Raw genomic sequence first — 19,114 nt, forward strand, 5'->3', positions numbered from 1 at the left:
CTTGCGTTATATGTGCTGACGATGATCCAATCATAAAAATGCTTAACCTGACGAGTCTAGATACTCGCAAGATATAAACCATGTCTAGAAAGCACAGGTTGCAGGCGACGAGTCACTTTAACCACCTGCTCAAAGTGCCCCCCGACAAGCCGTTCATAAAATAACTTTGCTTGATCAACTCACTCACTATGGTACTGATGAGATACTCATATTTAGCAGTGATACTTCTTTTGTGCGCTAACGCACCTCATCACATTTAAGCTGGTTAAATTGAGATAAGGTGCTGTTTTTGCTTTTAAGACAAGTATCAATTAATTACGGTGCAGATATAACCACCTTCACTGCATCTATATGCAGTTATCTTGTCGCGAAATGAGTTTTGCAGCAACTCATTCACTTGTTCACTGATCTCAGTGTCCCGAAGGAACAACCTTATATACCCAATATTATCTGCACTGCTTAACGAATTTAGCTGATTTCCTCTGAAATATATGTCGGCATGGGATAAGCCATCAGGCAGATTTAATTCCGTAATATTCGTGTCACTTGCATATAGTTTATCGACTGTTGCCGGGATAGTGATATTTGCAATCTGCGTATTGTTGATGGACAGATAATTTAAGCGATTAAAGCCCGACAGCTCCAATTCAGTTAAAGCCGTATTATCAAGGACTAAGGTTCGTATCCCTTGCTCATGTTTTAAGGCCAATCGTGATACTGGGTTGTCAGACAGATTCAAGCTATACAAGTTATCGAACTGCGTCCCATCGAACTGCGTCAGTTGATTGCCCGTAAGGTGCAATACATGTAAGTGCTCGTTTTGCTGCAAGCCAGTTAAAGTAAACTCAGTAAGCAGGTTATTATCGAGATATAACTCACCAACTTGTAAACTAGCTGGCATGACCACTTCACTAATTTGATTATCCTGCGCCACAACTCGCTTCAGCGCATCTGCGCCTGTGAGGTCTAGTTTTTGCAACCTGGCGCTGTGCACGTCCAACTTTTCTAGTTCGGGCATCATGCCCAACTCAATAGCAGTCAGCTGCGTCTCTCTTAAGTTTAGTTCTCTAACAGGGCTGGGCTTGAACGTCGTCAGTCGTTGAAGCTCGGAGCGAGAAGCGATAATTCTTTGTAGCTGCGTTGCATTACTGATGTCCAACTCCGCTAACTGAGTATCTTCCATATAAAGAGATTTAAGATTCACGTAATGTGCCAGATCAAGCTGAGGCATCGGCGTATTATTGATGGTCAGAGATTCTAGCAAGTGTGACTCAGACATACCGGATATACTAGTAAGCTGGCTGTTAATGGCGTAAATTCTGCGTAATTTCAGAGCGCCGTCTACATCCAGCGACTGTATACCACTGCCGCTGATTGACAGTGTCTCCAATTGACTAAGGTCTGTAATATCGAGCCTCTGGGGTCCATCGCCAGTAAGTGTTAGTGACTCGAGCTCGCCATGTTTTGGTAAGGAAAGCTGCGCCAGGGAGTCCACCTCTAACGTCAATGCTTCCAGTTGAGTCAGCATACTCAAGTCCAGGTCGCTGAATTCTACATCACGTAATATGAGTTTCTTTAGCTCTGTCAGCTGCTGCAATTGCTGTTTCGCCTGTGAACTGATCGCGGGCACCCCAACCAGGGTAAATTCTTCTAACTGATCAAACAAAGTCAAGCCAGCCAAACTATCCAGCGCGAGCGCCCCAGCCCCATCACATTTTAGTGCGTCAAGATACTCAATGTGCGGGTCATAAAACTCATTGAATTTGTTAACACAGGCAGCGAGAAGAGGATCGGTGATCCCCAGGCGATCCGATTGATTTACCTGACGAGGAGAAAACTGGATATCAAATGCGCACGCTTGCTTCACGTTTTCATTTACAAACGTCAATACTCTACTATACGAGCTACTAAGGCGACGACTATACCCAAGACCACACTCTTTAAAACGCTCGACAGCCATCCCAGGGTCATAGGTAATTTTTAACTCCAGTGGCTGGTTGTATAACTGGTAGTTGCCTGGAAGATTGGTCTTAATACTTCCCCCTTCACTGGCGCCTATATTTATCTGATAAGACGGTATCTCATAGTTCAAGAAATGCTGGTTACTTTCGTCACACTGGCTGCCTTGCATATAGCGACATACTAATAAGCCGTCTGCATTGCTGCTGACGATTTCGACCCAATAGACAAGTCCATCCGCTTCTTCTCTCAACTTACCATCAACCAAAGTAAGACTGGAAACTTCTTGCCCTTCAATGTCTAACTTTAACCCCGGACTGCTATAATGGGTTGATTTGTATATACGCCAGTATCGGGTTGTCGACTCAGTCACTTCATATAGCTTGAAATGATCCCTGCGGCCCCACTCTGTATCCCAAAACAGATATGATTCGAATTGCGTTAATACCGGGTCACTATCCAGCGTAACGGTTCTCAGCAATTTAGTTGGGCGTCCGTAGTTGCCACGATGATCAAGCACATAAAGGTGATTCCCGTGTTTTCGGATCACTTCGAATTTGTGCAACTCTCTTAACTCACAGCTTGGCTCCTGTTGGTCGCAGACCGGATCGTAACCAAGCTGCTCATTGTATTTCGTCATTACGGTCAGAACACCATCAGACCAGCTACTTTCGAATGCACCATCATACTTCCCGTCGCGATACTGACCACCCGGATATAGCTCAAAGCCCCGCTCCCCATTCGCATCAGAGAAGCGCCATTTGCCAGTCAAATCCTCAAGCTTGGGTTCACTTTGACGTTTTAGTAGTACGCCTGTGCCACGCTGGAACCAGAAAAAGTCGTAGTTGGCATCATGTGAGTCATCATTGATACTGTCGATTGCAAACTTGTAACCGTGCTCGGTCTGCTCAAACATTTTAATTTTTGCTACGTTACCGTAGTTATCTTCCAGACGAAGCCTATCATCCTGCGTAATCGACCAAGTAATGTCGTGGTTCCACGGCATGCCCTGATAATCAGTTGAAGTAACAACCCCCTGATTATCGTCTTGTAAAGATATGCTCAGATACTGATCTGTGTGTGTCCGGTTATCCTCCCATTCGGCACCATAGGTCAACACCCAATCACCAACCATACTTTGAGGCGTTAGCTCTGTTGCAGCGATTTCTTTGCTATTTTTAACCAAGATAGGTGTTAAATCATAACTAGATTGAGTATTGGCATTCCAGGCTTGCCAAATCAGATATAAATCTGAATCGCGATAATCCAGCTTAAACCCGGTCGCATGTACTTGTTCGTTATTACCCAGACGAAGGGTTATATAATCATAATATCCCAAGTCAAACTGTGCTGAATAGAGTTCTTCGGAGACTCGCTCTATCGTAAAATCAATCTTGGTATAGCGGCTATATAACCGGCCGGTATTGTTCCATTCAAACTCAAAGTACCAGCTATGCGGAATATCGAGGGCATCATTAAACAACACCATTGCATCATCATAAGGGGCCTGTTTTGAAAACACAGCCTGGATAGTACAATCAGCCAGTGGCTCAACCACAGAATACAAAAAGCCATGCTCATTATCTGAGTTCACGGTGCCATCACACCCGGAAACCTCGGACAAAGTGGCGCCCTCATCAGGTACTAGCAGCACTGAGAAGCTCTGTTTGTAACGGTATTCGCTGATCGATGAAATGGCCTGTCCGTTACCCTCCAGATTCAGCCGTATATCCAGCTGTGGTCTGGAGAAAGCATAATCATTGGTGTTTGCGTCAGTGCAAGTTTGCGTCTCATTGAAATGGCACAGCGTTACCCCATTTTCATCAGACTGTAGCAGTTGTAAAAAGGATTGCTCGTTCGTTTCAATATGGGTCAGGTGCACCAGCTCGTCTTTCAGTGTTACCCAGTACTTTTCTCCATCTATATCAATAGCATCATCACAACGACTCACGTTATCTTCACCACTGTGGCAGTACCGCATGCCTTTTAAGTGAACAGTTTTATTGTCAGAGACAGCAAACAGATTTGGCCGGCCTCCGAAGATATAATAGTTGTTGTTCTGACTAACAAATGCATCGGTAAACGCATTTGTTAGAAGCGGTTCCTCACTCAGCCTAAAAACAAATACTTTACTGCCAATATGCGTGGGAGTAGCTTCTCGCAGGTCTATAGAAGAATATTTTACAGCGATCAAATCACCTTGTTTTGCCAGCAGCTCATACTCAAAATTATGGTCAGTCTGACAATATCCTGAAGTGATATCACAATATTCAACATCTTCGCCTGCAAAGGTGTAATTATGGCGAACCAGGCTGCCATTTAACATGGTGGCCTGTATGTCACGGTCCCAGGTGAACTGAAAATTATTATGCTCATCAACCTGGAAGCTTTCTCTTTCCCCCTTGAGCTTTTCAGGTGTCCAGGTTTTAACATAATTGATGTCGTCAAAACTCGTGTTCTGATGTCTGACCAAGATAGCTGGGAAAAGTTGCTTCTCACCATACCAGGGGTTCAATTCAACCAACACTTGCAGCCCCAACTCAAATTTGCGAACCACAGTGATCTTGTAAGAAAAGCTGCCAAAACGATAGCGCAACTGATTCCCGTTAAGTGTCCAATAGACAGTCTCCGGGTTTCTGGTCGAAGTGATATTGGCTCTGGAATTTTCTAAAAATTCAATTGAGTATGCTTGGGCTATCGACCTTGTTTGCGGAATATTGATGGACCAGTGCCCCAGCAGGTTTGCTTTCTCAAGTTCTGGCAGGTTATTTGCCGCAATGAAAAGCCCCAGGAATGGCTCTGTAAATTCGCTAGGTTGATCACCCGTTGCAACTTTCTGCATCGTCACTTCAGCGGACTGTGCCTGCTCACCATGCTGATATAACTTTAGAGATAACTGATTGACCTGATAATCCGGATTAAAGTAGTTGCCAGACTCATAAACAGATATTGGGCTGTCCAGATTGAGCTGTAACTGAGCTCCACTCTGCAGCCAGGTAAACGACGTGGACTCTGTGGACTGCAATATACCCGTATTATCACTATTGAATGTCAAAGATGCTGCAAAGCCATTGAAGTAGCTCGATTCCGAAAGGTAGTATGTCCCGTCTGGCACAAACTTCACTTGTTGCATCAAGTCACTATCTTGCTTTATGTCTTCGCGGATCTGCCTAAAGAGTACCGGATCTGTCGCCTTGATAGCTCTGAGCAGCGCTCGGGCCTTAGGTAAATCACTGGCTAACTCAAGCGTCGAGGCGAGACCGTCCGGTAACGCATACCCATGGTCAATCACCGCTTTTAAGGTGCTGGCCAGATCAAGCTTTTCTTCGGGGTCTACATTGCGTTTAGCCCGTTGCAGCTCAGAGTGATTAGCCACACTGTCTTCATTTTGCTGGATAAGCGCATATTCAACCGTTGTGAGGTTGGTGACATTCACGCTGAACTGCTCCTCAGCGTCGAGTACAGAGTCTGCGCCGGCAGCCTGCACCAGATTGTCTAACTCACCTAACATGGATACCAAAGTCACATGACTTTGTGTATTAATACCAGAGGCTTCAAGCGTCATCATGGCGTTGATATCCGCTTCATCAAGCTCTACGCTCAACTCATACTCGCCCGTTTCACTCGCTTGAGCTTGAAAGTGTTTTTCACCTGCCTGTAAAGAGACATTCGCATACTGGATTGGCTCATCTGTCACTTTCCCTCGCAAAGTGAGGCGATGCTTTAGGGCAACAATGGTTGCAGTGAAAGTATCTTCACTAGTCTCACCTTGATTATCAGTCACTGTGACAGTAAAGGTGACTTCAGTATCTTCTGTTAAATCTGCACTGATGACATTGAGTTCAACACTCTGTTCACCGCTAATTTGTAGTTCAGCCAATCCGTTATAAGACCATTGATAGGCTGAAATCGAGCCATCACTATCATCAGCAGCAGCTGTTAATACAAAAGCCTGTTTTTCCTGAAATTCGGTCTGGCCTGATTGAATAGAAACAGTGGGTTTAGCGTTAGGTAAAGCTTGCAGTGTTAGTGTAAAGTCATCCTGCGCCGTTGCACCTCGTTCATCTGTTACAACCACAGCCAGAGACACCTGCGTATCTTGAGAAATCGCCTGTGCACTTATAACTAGCTGCGCTGACTGAGCACCAGTGGCGGTAATAGGTGCGTCCTCAGGGATCTGCCACTCATAACGCACTACTTCGCCATCAGGATCTGATGCATCTGCCGTTAAGGTTATCTGACTGGACTCTTCAACAATCGCGGGGCCCGTAATAGTAACTTCGGGCTCAACATTGACCGTTGGCTGGATTGTGACGCTGTGCGTAGCGCTAGATGTCAGCCCGGAATCATCCGTAACGGTTACTTTCAGTAAAGCTTGGGTGTCCTGGCTAACCGTGTCTGCACTTATAACCAACTGCGCTGACTCAGCACCAGTAACAGTAATAGGTGCGTCTTCGGGGATCTGCCATTCATAACGCACTATTTCGCCGTCGGGATCAGACGCATCCGCCGTTAAGGTTATCTGACTGGACTCTTCAACAATCGCGGGGCCCGTGATAGTAACTACAGGCTTAATATTGACTGTTGGCTGGATTGTGACGCTATGCGTAGCGCTAGACGTCAACCCGGAATCATCCGTTACGGTTACTGTCAGCAAAGCTTGGGTGACTTGACTAACGGAGGGTGTTACAACTAAAAGGTTTGCTGTATCGCTACCTGAGAGCGATAACGTGCTGTCAGACTCATAACGCCATTGGTAACTTGTTATTTGGCCATCACTGTCGATCGCATTAGCGCTCAGTGAAAAAGAACCGCCAGCCTGAACCTCACTCACACCAGTTACAGAGACTTGTGGAGCAAGATTAACTTTTGGCAAGAGGGTAACAGTGTATGTGGCGTGCTGATTGACCCCTGCTTCGGTTGTTACGGTAAGTTGAAACGTTACATCGGTAGATTGCGTCAGCATCGGTGCTTTAACATTAAGTGTTTCGTTATCTTGTCCATTCAGCTCAAGCGGTACAACTGAATCATGTTGCCACTGGTAAGAGAGTGCTTCACTATTAACTTCGGAAGAATGGAGTGCAGTGAGAGTAAATTCGCCTGGCGTGACAACAGACTCTGGACCAGCTATCTCTAAGGACGTTGTCGGAGTAGCTTTGACTGTGAGTGTATGTTGCGCCGTTTGTATGAGTCCTTCACTGTCAGCAACGGTCACAAAAAAGACCACATCTAAGTCTTGCTCAATATCACCAACCGACACAGTAACTATTGACTGGTCAGGGCTTTGCAACTCTAGCTCAGCGCCGCTTGCTTCATACTCCCATAGATAACTAGTCACGGCCTTGTCATCTGATGCCTCAGCAGTAAGGGTAAATACAGTCTGCTCTGAGACCTGAGTTTCGCCAATTATGTTAACTGTAGGAGCCTGGTTGTCTGCTTGTGGCTCTTCAGTCTTCGTTTGGGTTTGTGTATTAGCGCTGTTCCCGCTATTCCCGCTTTCACCACCGCCACCGCCACCGCCACCGCCACATGACGCTAACACAAAACATGCCATTGACAGCAAACATAGTCGCAATATAGCAGATATCCTTTTCATCATTACGTTCCCAGACTGGTTGAAAGTTAAACAAATCTACAGGATTTTACCTAGAATAAGGCCAAATTCAAGCTGGAGTGTAAACGCATGTAAATATAAAAGTTACATTATGTTGTGGTCAACTAACCCCGGAAAGTAAGTAAAGTTTTTCTTTTACTACTGATGACGCGATCATTTAATTATTGCTGTTTGATCTATTTAACTTAAGCACGACAAGTTGCCCTTAATCAGCTTGTGCTAACGAAGAACAATCGCTTTATCTGCGAACCTTTGCACTTTCTTATCATCCAAAGACATCAATACAAAATATCTTAGCAAGAGTCAGCAATTTTTCTTCAACATAACCTCAACAATATTCATGAGACTTGCTCGTTACGCGATTTTACCGCATAGAAATGCCCGGCGAACACACCGGGATATTCAGTGATAGTAGTTGATATCTGATAAACTGAACTACCTCTTGCTTGCCGTCGGCATAATCAATCGTCCTCATCCATTGAGTATTACCTAAAGGTAGAATGTGTGCTTTCCTGTCACTTATTTAGGGTGGATGTCCATAATACTATACTGCTCTGCCGATAGAGAATATAAGAGTGCAACTATACAAAGGGGACGCCTACCTGTATTTTTCACCTAAAGAAAAAGACTGGTCCGCACCGGGTTGCCCGGGCACAAAGTTTGCCTATATTAGGGAACGTGAAGCGGGTGAAAATTCCAGTATGTCCGTCGCTCTGGCGGCGAAAATGGCTAAGATTTCGGTGGGGTTCACTGGCCTCTGTGGGGATATCAGCGGTAACCTCGGCTACATGCGGATCACAGATATATCCATGTAATGATTGGTGCCCGTGTATAAAATAGCCTACAACTAGGTTTTTACTCCCTCATTAACACATTTAAGATATGAACATCAAACCTCAGCTTTTAATAAAATAACTATTCCACACAACAAAAATCAGGACAGATATAACAAAACAACATAAAAATTAAAACCTAACCCTTACTTCCCGGATATACAAGGAAAAACATATCAACTCAGGCTAATCGACAGACTTAACAGGAAGCGATTCCCTAATTAAATTGAGAAATACGCTATAAATAAGAACACTCCAGAGAGCAAGTTATAACCAAACTTCATAAACTTTTACCATATCGCATCATAGCTTCCTGCGCGCCTAAAATTTACTCTTCAAAAAACATTACTCGCTTTTAAATTCTGAGTAGAATACCAAGAAAACAGGCAAGAGGGTAAATTTAACCCAATTTATAGATGGAAAAAAATAGCTTAACAAAATTACTTTGCCTGATTACTCAACCCAGATTCATTACCTTTTCTTCTGAATTTTCTGTTAGCCATATCATAAATATAAAACAGGTAACCTGATGCAAAAAGAAGTACTACCGATAGAATGAACAATACGACCCTCCTGGTAAGAGTGCTTGCTTTAAACGCCCTAATAAAAGCATAACTCCACATCACAAGCATAGTAATCATAAGGCAAGCTGTCTCTATTGCTTTGTAACTATCGACACCTTCTTGTCCATAACCCTGAAACACCATAACAACAATAAACTGCCCGAAAAATGCATAAAAAAACGTCCCCCAGAAAAAAGGAGACCAGTACTTACTAATATTCATGATTATTTAAAGCCTTGTCTAATATCGGCATTTTCAAAATTCATTAGATAGGTTTTTATATACCTTTAAAGCAAGATAATACCGATGAAAAAGACTACAGAATTTAATAGTTTAATAAATAGAGGAATAGAGCCAGTTGCTTCATTTCCCAAGGTAGCCATTAAGAAAAGAGAGAAGAATGACTCCAAACCATAAGTACCCCAATAGCTTGCTTGCTCATAGTGACTTAACCTCCATAAATATCAGTAGCTATCCTCTCAAAACATACCGGTATAACCAGCTGTTCTTTAGCGAGCGGGTCGTCGTCGAGTTTTATATAGGTACACTTCAACCAAATTACATTGCACTTTGGCAAACAGATAAGTAGTTTTCAGTGACCCACTTAACCCACACGGGTTAACCCGATTTCCCCGTTAATAGGTGTACGCTCACATCGAGAAATACCCTAGTAGAATTTAGCATACGTAAGCTGATCGGTCTTTCCTGTACCACTGGCATAATCTATCACCCTCAATACATTGAGTATTACCAATAGATAAATGGCGCACTTCCATATGCCAATTTTAGTTGGCAGCCAATGTAAACCATCTCCTTTATAATTACCGAACACCAAGCTAAGACAAGCTTTATTTTAGCGTGATAAAATTCACATCTGACAATCCAGGATATATAGTGCATTTTTCTCTGGCATACACGTCAACCTTAACTTTCGTCGTATATGCGGTCAACGCCAGTGATAACAATGTCTTTCCCATCGGAGTATCACCTTTAAATTGCATGCGTTTAGCAGGTAAAGTATGGCAACTGCCTTCGAGACCATGCATAACCGTATCTGAGGTAAATAACACCGAACACATATCATAGGTATCTACATACCCACAATAAACACTCTCTATTACAGCATCTTTCACATGTACTACCGCATTTGCAGAGCAAGATGCAATTATACATAATACAAACACAAAACACTTCACAATTACCCTCTCTTTATTTAAACCTAAAAATAAACATAAAGCCAAACCTTGCAATTAAAGCCTGTTAAAACTTTAAATTACCGACTTAATAAAGCTCCACCAAACTAATTGCCATGTTATTTTTAATTCAACACCCTAAATCCATTGGGTGCTTTCTAAATATAGAAGGCACACCTTCTTTACGCCAATTTCAGGTAACAGTTAACTTTCTCACTGTGTTGATGTTACTACACAAAAATAAGGCGCTCACTAATCGCCAAATTTTAATGGATATCGCCTTAACTTTGCACGCTGAAGTTTTTGTCCTTTTTAGGCATAAAAATTTGCAAATATTGGAACAAGAAAGACAACAACTAAAAATGGGTATTGCATCAGGAGATACCACCTACTTTTATCTAGTACTTTTATTAGATCTTTCGACTCTATAGATCTTCTATATTTCCCCGTCATTAATAAAAAGTAAAATTTCATATCTTTCATCAACATGAACTTACTTTCAACTGAATTGGGAAAAACAACTAGCTTTTTTAGTTCATCCTTACAACCCAAAGCCAGAACGTCATCGAGTGAGCCAATGTACTTTGATGTAAAATACACCACGCACAACACGTTAATTAAAAAAACAGTTTCAAGCACTAAAAACCCTCTTACAACCACAATTCGGACCAGAATTCAAAAACAGTAGAATAAGTTACAACCCACACAAGATAATGCAAACTCCCACACGCTCAAAGCCAAACCGGCATAACAATTGAATAGCAAAACATCCATCCTAAGCTGGTACACTTCCAAGTTGAACCTGCCCTGGTATCATTGCACATAAAAAGGGCGCTCACTGAGCGCCAACTTTGAATGGGTGTTTCGCAACTAGCACTTAAGCCTTCTAACTTTTAGTTCTCATCGTCCTTCTTTCTTTTAATATTTTTATCCCAATCGGGTGGTAATTCCTTATCTTTATATACATAAAAAGCCAACTGTATAATAGATATTAAGCCCAGCGCGAGAACCAACCCGCTCAAAGAGAATCGCCACCATTCAATCAACGAAAACACAAGCAGAAATATAGCATACAGCACTCGTGAACTTTCTGAACTTACAATAAAAACAGTAAGCAAAGAGACCAGAACCAGAATCAAAGAATGGTACTTCAAGTAACTTAACCTTTCTTTTCTTTCTATAAGCTTAGCATTCAATAGAGCCTCACGTTTATCATGTATGTCATTGAGATACTGCTGAGCTTGCTTTTCATTAAAAAAAGCCTGATCTTCGAAAGACATCCCCAACTCTTCTTCTGTAACAAAGATATCATTCTGAGGTCTATCTAACGTCTGAATTACAGTAAAAGAGCCAACCATCAGTAACAATAATAAAATCACCTTAAAATTTAGCATCCTACAAAACACCACTTGTTTTCATGAAGTTTATACCTACCTTCAATTTCATACTTGAAATTCCCAGTAGGTTCTGCTTGATGCCAGATAAACTCATATTCAGTATCAAATACACTCCCCCCTGAAGAGCTTTCAAAATATGGGACTCTATATTCTTCATACTCGTAAATAGTTTCAAATCTAACTAATTCATCATAAACCGTAGGTGAAGGTATATGCCCTACAACTTCTGCTTGTGCCGCAAACCCATACTTCTTAAGAACGTTTCCTATTGCACCTTTCCCGGAACTCATTAACAGATTTTTTATCTCATGATACTCCTTCTTTCCACTAACTTTCCTAGTCCACGATTTTTTTGTCTTTTTATATTTTAGAGTATGCTTCCTTTCATCTGAGTTATTTTTTCTATTTTTTGGTTTCCCACCATTTTCAGCATTAAACCACCACTGCATTGCTGAGGTCACCGCACCATTTGCAAACTTCCCGCCGGTCATTTCAGACACCGTTCCTCCAACAAGGCCTGCAATTACGGTTCTGCGCACGGCATCAGCTGTAGTACCCGTTTGGGGGTTCATAAATCCTTTCATGGAAGCCGTTACCATGGAGCTGACAAAACCATGGCCAAATTCCCCGCCTTGCAGTACAGAGGCAATGCCACCAACTGCTGCGTGCGATGCCACATTCGCAACGGCATACCATCCATCAAAGGGTAGATGACTGCCAATCACTGACGATGCAGCGATTGTCAGATTTGAAATCACAAACCCTCGTAATGCAGCACCAAAGCTCCCTGTAACTGCGTAGGTTTTCAATGCCTGATAGATACCTACAGACCAGGGGGCTACGAAAGTAAGTCCGATACTGACGGCAGCATCGAGAATAGGCACTTTAGCGATAGCCTTCAATATTGACGAAATACCAGTAACTTCCATCAATTTTTTCAGGAAGTAGCCACTTGGATCGTTATACGTCAATGGGTTATTGAGCACGTAACTATATCGGTTATGGCTTTGTGTTACGCCCGGAAATTGAACGAATGGGTCTGCTTGTAAAAAACGACCAATATTCGCGTCATAGATCCGCCCATTCATATGCACAATTTCAAGATCATCTATTTGCTCATGACCGGTAAATCCACGCATCTGAGATAACGGCATCAAGCTAAGAGATAATCCCGATGACGCATACACCTGCTGCTGCTTACCCCATGGGTCATACAAATACTGTGCAATCGCATTACCAGAGCCATTGGTCACCATTACCGTTGAGCCAAGCATATCCGTGTGTGCAACTTCGGTTTTCAGGCCTTGCCCTTCGATTTCGCTAATCACTACACCGGCAACATACCAACGGTGTTCAATCTGGTCAGGGAGTGCTTTTCCGTAACCGTCCTTACCGCCAGCGCGTTTTGTCAGCTCATAAATTTTACCGATGTAGTAAGTTTCTTTAGTCTGAATGTTGCCATTTATGCTTCGTACATCTTTACGATAGTATCGCGTTTGCTTCTCATCGTATTTAAACTCAGTATAAGTAGAGCTGTTTTTCAGTATTTTATACGGCTTATCAAAATGCGTATAAAAGAACTTACGCTGACCATCATTTACGATGTTTCCATGCTCATCATATTGCATTGAGTAACTGCGCTTACCAGCTTTTCCGCTAATACTGCTTAACTGATAAGGATTACTCTTATTGTTGTAGTGGTATGTCCCCACATTTGAATGCGATTTCAGGTTACCAAAACCATCGTAGCTATAGCTTTCGTTCGCAAGCCTCAGAGGCGTAGCATAATTACTGCTTGAATGCGTAACCGTACGACTCTCAAGTCGTTGTAACCCATTATCTTCATACTCGAATGTCTCCGCATATTTAAACCAGTCACTGCCATAACCTGGTTCATAATACGTGCTTTCACGCGAGCGCGTTGTTCCCCGAGCATCGTGCTTGTAGGTCACATTGTATAGCGTTTGTCTGCCATTACTGATAGTAATAGAATCGATGAAGCCACTGTCACTTTCAAAAGCCTGTGCTCTTGTAACGCCACCAGCCAACAACTGCTCTGTAACACGACCTTGCGCATCAACTTCTTTGATTTCACTCAGTAACGTATTGGTTTGTGCATTAATTGTCTTATAGGCATACCCATGACGATAAAGTGTTTTTACAAACAACCCATTAGGCAATGCCCGATCAGTTAGCTGACCAACACTGTTGTAACCATTTACGATTACAAACTCACCACCTTCATTGTTTGTAACCTGTTTGCTTGGCCTGCCAAACTCATCGAAGTAGTAGAATTTACTAAGTGACGGTGTCGCTCTGCTGGCTAACAGATCACAGCTCCAAATTGGAGGACGTGCATTCGGCCTGCTTGGCTTCGGCTTACCCACTCGATACTGATGCGTAGCAATGAGTTTCCCTAAGTTTCTTGCACTACTGCTTTCACCATATACGTAACACTGAATTAACTGCTTTGAAGTCTGCTTTTCAACTTGCACCGTTCTTTGAATCCGCCCCCACCTATCATAGTGGTGTTCAAGCTTTTCATAAACGTCACCTGCACTACTGCGGCTTGTAATGACGGACTTTATTTCACCAAAAGTGCTGTAAAAAGTTTTCCATTCACCTCTGGACGGATCTTTGACTTTAAGCTTACGCCCATAGTTGTCGTATTCTGTATGTATCTCTGAGGATTTAAAGGTACTGGTGTTGACGTCATAAATCTCATTTCGGGCAGTCACCTGATTACCAAATGCATCATATTCGAAGACAACTTTACTAACCTTTTTGTAATCGGCACCGAAGACATAAGGCTCAGTTTTAAATACAGTGCGGCCCAAAATATCCACACGCTCTCTTCGGTAGTAACCTCTGACAGCCACACCATCATTGGCGCTCGAATTATCAGATGTTACCGTGTCATTACCGTAGTAATTGATACTAGTTGATTTGCCACCGGGCTTTGTGGACGTGGTCAGACGATTGTATTTGTCATAGCGGTACTGGAAACTTTCTGGTCGCTCTCCAGGGCGATACGGCAAAGTTTTACTCTGCGGATTGTTATGTTTGTCATATGTAATGTCTTCATATGACTGAGTCCCATCTAACAGATACTTAATACTTCTGGTTTGTCTGCCAAACTTGTCATAGACCGTGTAAACCGGTGAGCTGCCTGGCTCAACAGACTGAGTAAAGTAATACCCATTGACACCAGCACACAATTTATTGCTTCCACACAATTGGGTCGATTGTCTCGATTCATTGCCATCGGCATGGATCGTTTTGACCGGATCCCCCCATGCATCAAAGAAACTGGTACTCGTTAACCCATTTGGATCTGTGACTGAACTAGAATGAATGATCCCCTTGGCTGATCTCGTTCCATTGTAAAGGTATGATGTCTTGTGACCTTGTACATTGGTTTTTTGAATAACCAATTCACCAGTGCTATCGTACTGTTTTGTACTGGTTCGGCTTCCATGGTATCCGGAAACAGTGGTTTTATTAACATTGCCAAACGCATCATATTCATAACTTTTAGTATGAGTGTTATATCTGTCACAATACCCAGTTGCCGGACGCGTCACCGACTCAGAGGCACATTCCCCTGCGACAGTCTCGCTTTTTAGCATCAAGTTTGGATAGTATTCAAACTCAGTCTGACGTGTGGCCTTTCTGTACCCATTTTTCATTTCTTGCGTAACAGTGGCTTTTTTAAGTCGACCAAACCTCAGCCCATCATTCTCCGTATGATAAGTATTGATGTTGGTTGTCGTATGATCAGCAAAAATCAAAGCTGTGTTATCTGCCGCAAATGTCTTCACAACTGTTTTTGTCAGATTCCCCCACTTTTCGGACATTCCCTCATCATAACTATTCACCGTTAGAACTCGTTTTATCTCTCGGCGCTCATTATCAGTGCCTATCTGCCAGCCCCTTTCAGATGCCTGTCTCAAATAAACAAACGTCTCGCCCAGGTGGCTTCTAGAAGTAGACCAGGTTGATTTAGCCTCGGCAATCAACAGATCATCAGATGTATAAGTGACCGTCCTCGCAGGCCTTCCGGTATACGGCCAGTTCTGGTGATAGTAGGTAGAGGTTTTTACACCGCTATGCTTATCAGTCGTTGAGATTTGATGAAACCCTTGCGTGCCCCTTCCTCTCTTATTAATAACCAGACCGGCATATTCATAGCGCACGCCAACACGCTCATTAAAGCCAGCCAGCGTGTTCGAATCGCTATTAACTTCATTGACAACCCAAACTCCATGTTTAGGTGAGAAGAAGGAAGCATTGACTTTGCCCAGTGTATTAAGTGCCGGGATATAGGTGTATACCGAGCGGTCTTTGATATTTTTATAATCAATACTGGTCTTTACACCAAAGCCATTAGTAATAGATACAAGACGGTGTTCAGCCCCTTGCGCCGATTTTGTATCATTTAATATCTGATTCCAGGTTGCATCTGCCACTGGAGTCGAGTTACTCCGCAACATATCTGGCAGCCCATCGCCGTTTACATCGGCGAGCTTCAGGGTATAGTTAGTTGTGGGCAGCGCAGAACCAACTTTATGGTACTCATAGACAGCAGATGCTGCACCGATGCTTTTACCAAGCCAATATACGGTTTGCAGTCCATCCCCATATTTCGCTGGCACCCAGTACTCTCCTGGCGGACACTGTTGTCGCGTCTCCAGCTGAGGCTCTCCAGGAGCAGGCCTTTCACGTGGATCTCCATTCTCATTACGACACTCGCCATACCTGACAATGGTACGAATAGGCTGCAAAGCTACAATATCAGAAAGCTGATCATTGTTAATATCTGCAAAGTGCACATTACCTTTGTATGCATCAGATCCCAGTTTTTCATCAATGTTCGGCAAGCGCCTTTCAGGGAGAAATGGCGAGGTGGTAGAGCCCGTTGATACTCTGGAGTACCAAATGCCTTTCTTTGTATATACAAGATCAGCATAACCATCCTGGTTAAGCGCAGCAAAACGCAAATCTGTATCACTTTCTAAATCTATTGGGTGCGCGTCATAGTTTGCAGTCTGGCTACTTATCAGTACCTTATATGTAAAAACATCTGCTGTGTTAGAGCAACGTGCATATCTGCTGCTGGGGCGGTACGCACTTTTTAGCTTAACAACGAAGTCAGAAATACCGTCGCCGTTAAGATCTCCGGTTTTTGTGAACTTGGTCTCAATTTGTCGACTAATTGAACAACCGGTTCTGGCCGGCCCAAAGTCCCTATCAGTAAACGTATAAAAATACTTTATATTGCTATCGTACTTGCGTCCTAATGTGTCCTTTGAAGCAATATTTGCTCGGTAGCCAAGTGATTTACCCGTTGCATGCAACCAGTCAACTAAACCATCTCCATTGACGTCTGCCAACATGGCAGGCTGAGCGCCATAGCTAATACCAAGGTTCTGGGCGTTACTAAAAGACCTTTCCTCGACATAATCTACCACACGGCAGAATGAGTCATCTTCGTTGTTAAGAAACTCATCTTCACATATGTATTTCGAACGGTTGACGGTACCTGGCTGAAAAGCCCTTGCATACCAGATACTATTTTCAGCATAGATAATATCCGTATAACCGTCACCATTGACGTCTGCCAGTTGGAAGGCAGACGCTGATTTAAGGTTTCTAGTGACCGTGTCAGTAATCCCTTCTGTAATCGCAACCGTTAGCTGTTTACCTGTTTTATCTGTAAAGACTTTATCCGCCTTACCGTCACCATTAAAGTCGCCAAATAACGTCGTCGTTCTGAGGCCCGACTCCTGAAAGCCACTAAACGTAAACTTTGTCTCGTCTAACGATTTATTGTATTCAAACTGAGTTGCTGGCTTACATGATCCACCACTGGAGATACACTCCTGAATACTATCAATATAGTCATGCTTACTACCGTCACTATTGATGGCGTAGTGACGATAAGCTTCGCCACTCTTAGTCACTGTAATACTTGTTATACGCCTGGTCGAATGGGTTTTTCCTCCTAACAGGTAGCCAGAATGCCTTGTATTTCGCATAGCGTAATTGAACGCAACTCTTACCTGACCATAAAGGATCGAAGTGAGCCTGTGCGTACCTAAGTGCTCACTCTTGTCATACTGAAATTGGATTGTGTTGTTATAAACATCTTCGACCTTAGACAGAGCCCAGGTATGTGTTGTTTTTCGGTTATCTGAGGGCGTTGCAGGCTTTACATTAGAATCTGAACTTAAGCCATAATATTTAACATCCCCGTCTTTTGTTTCAACTATAAAACTGCTTGGACCGGTGTTTATGCTGTCTTTGCCCACAGCAGTGATTTTAGAAAAGCTCGCGAGCTCTGTTCGGTAAGTGCTATTTGCAGCACCATAAGTACCACTAACCAGTAAAAGCCTCTGCCCATCCAAACAATAGCCATCATTTCTAGACAAACGAACTGCTGACTGTTCACCATCTGTTGCAATGTTTTTGGAGCACCGGGTAATGCTGGACCCTGCGGAAACATACCACCCATAGCCTGCATTTCCCGGACCACTGCCAGAGCTATAGGAAATTGCAACAGAAGGTTTTATGCCTCCCGGACCAGTTGGCAGAGAAACGGGGATTGTATAAGTAGACTGACCTGACTCATCGACTCTGAAGTGGCCAGTAGTCAATGCCACCTTTGTCGCTGGTGTCGCAACTTGCTTATTGGTGTAAACATAACCACCATCAGCACTGCCAAGAAAAACCTCGTCATTAAAACTGACATCAATGATTCCATCGCCGTTAACATCCTTTAATGTGTAAGCCCCCAGATTAATATTTGTGGGGATTTCTACTCCATTCACATAGCCGCTTTGCTTATTTAGAGATAGTAAAGTAGCCGGATAATAGGATGTTGCATCAGTATAGAGGATGAATCCTTCTTCACCATTTGCACCAAGATTGACACTTTTTAAACGTGATAAAAGTGAACTGTCTTTGATAAGACTCGGTTTTAGAGCTTCCCATTCATGCCCATTGAGAAACGATTGGACCCACTGACCATTGATATACTGTATTTTTATCAGACCATTACTGGGGTAAATCAAAAGAGGGATCGACACTTGATCGACAGCAATCAACACAAATTGCTTTGGGCTTTCGACGTAAATTGCGCCGCTCTTATCTTTATACGTAAAATAGCTCTTATCAACAGTTGCTTTGACAAAACAACTGAATGTTAAAAGCATCAATACTAGAAGGTATTTAAATTTCATACTCGCTTTCATGGTCCGGACAATAGAGCACCAGTGAGTTGCCTCAATGGATGGTTGGTTGAACAAAAAGCGGGCAATTTACTTATGAAGTCATGGTTATGCAAGCTGCATTTTCACTTCAAAAAAACTGATCTGAAGAATTTATTATTCAAACCTATGTTTGAATTGAAAATTGTATATCTATCTCGTTTTACATTCGTTTACGTTAACGATGAGCTGATACTGTCTCAGCAACTCAATCTGCGTGACAAGTGCAATTACAATCAAATATGGACGGTAATTAGTGGCCTGAACGATGCCGATCGCCCTACGTC

The 19,114-nt window shown here is 43.0% G+C and carries 6 protein-coding genes; 1 reads left to right on the forward strand and 5 read right to left on the reverse strand.

Annotated elements, in window-relative coordinates; translation table 11 throughout:
- Positions 1 to 307: 307 nt before the first annotated feature.
- Positions 308 to 7,558: an REJ domain-containing protein gene (locus MHN31_RS06660; RefSeq protein WP_239443833.1), complete on the reverse strand. Its 7,251-nt coding sequence runs from the start codon at positions 7,556 to 7,558 to the stop codon at positions 308 to 310.
- A gap of 590 nt (positions 7,559 to 8,148) precedes the next feature.
- Here MHN31_RS06660 and MHN31_RS06665 point away from each other — a divergent pair.
- On the forward strand, positions 8,149 to 8,388 hold the full coding sequence (locus tag MHN31_RS06665; protein ID WP_239443834.1) for a hypothetical protein: 240 nt from the start codon (positions 8,149 to 8,151) through the stop codon (positions 8,386 to 8,388).
- Between the two features lie 458 nt (positions 8,389 to 8,846).
- Here the strand turns inward: MHN31_RS06665 and MHN31_RS06670 are convergent, their stop codons facing one another.
- The 4 genes from MHN31_RS06670 to MHN31_RS06685 all read right to left on the reverse strand — a co-directional run bounded on the left by MHN31_RS06670 (position 8,847) and on the right by MHN31_RS06685 (position 18,800).
- Positions 8,847 to 9,191, reverse strand: a complete 345-nt coding sequence (locus tag MHN31_RS06670) for a hypothetical protein (RefSeq protein WP_239443835.1) — start codon at positions 9,189 to 9,191, stop codon at positions 8,847 to 8,849.
- Positions 9,192 to 9,817: 626 nt separating this feature from the next.
- Positions 9,818 to 10,102: a hypothetical protein gene (locus tag MHN31_RS06675; protein WP_138539148.1), complete on the reverse strand. Its 285-nt coding sequence runs from the start codon at positions 10,100 to 10,102 to the stop codon at positions 9,818 to 9,820.
- 953 nt (positions 10,103 to 11,055) lie between these two features.
- Positions 11,056 to 11,556: a hypothetical protein gene (locus tag MHN31_RS06680; protein WP_239443836.1), complete on the reverse strand. Its 501-nt coding sequence runs from the start codon at positions 11,554 to 11,556 to the stop codon at positions 11,056 to 11,058.
- A complete protein-coding gene (locus MHN31_RS06685; protein ID WP_239443837.1) occupies positions 11,550 to 18,800 on the reverse strand; it encodes an RHS repeat-associated core domain-containing protein in 7,251 nt (2,416 codons plus the stop codon). Before MHN31_RS06685 ends, MHN31_RS06680 begins: the two co-directional genes overlap by 7 nt.
- Positions 18,801 to 19,114: the final 314 nt, after the last annotated feature.

Origin of the sequence: Pseudoalteromonas sp. McH1-42 (genome assembly GCF_022347845.1) — a bacterium.
Lineage (GTDB): Bacteria > Pseudomonadota > Gammaproteobacteria > Enterobacterales > Alteromonadaceae > Pseudoalteromonas > Pseudoalteromonas rubra_D.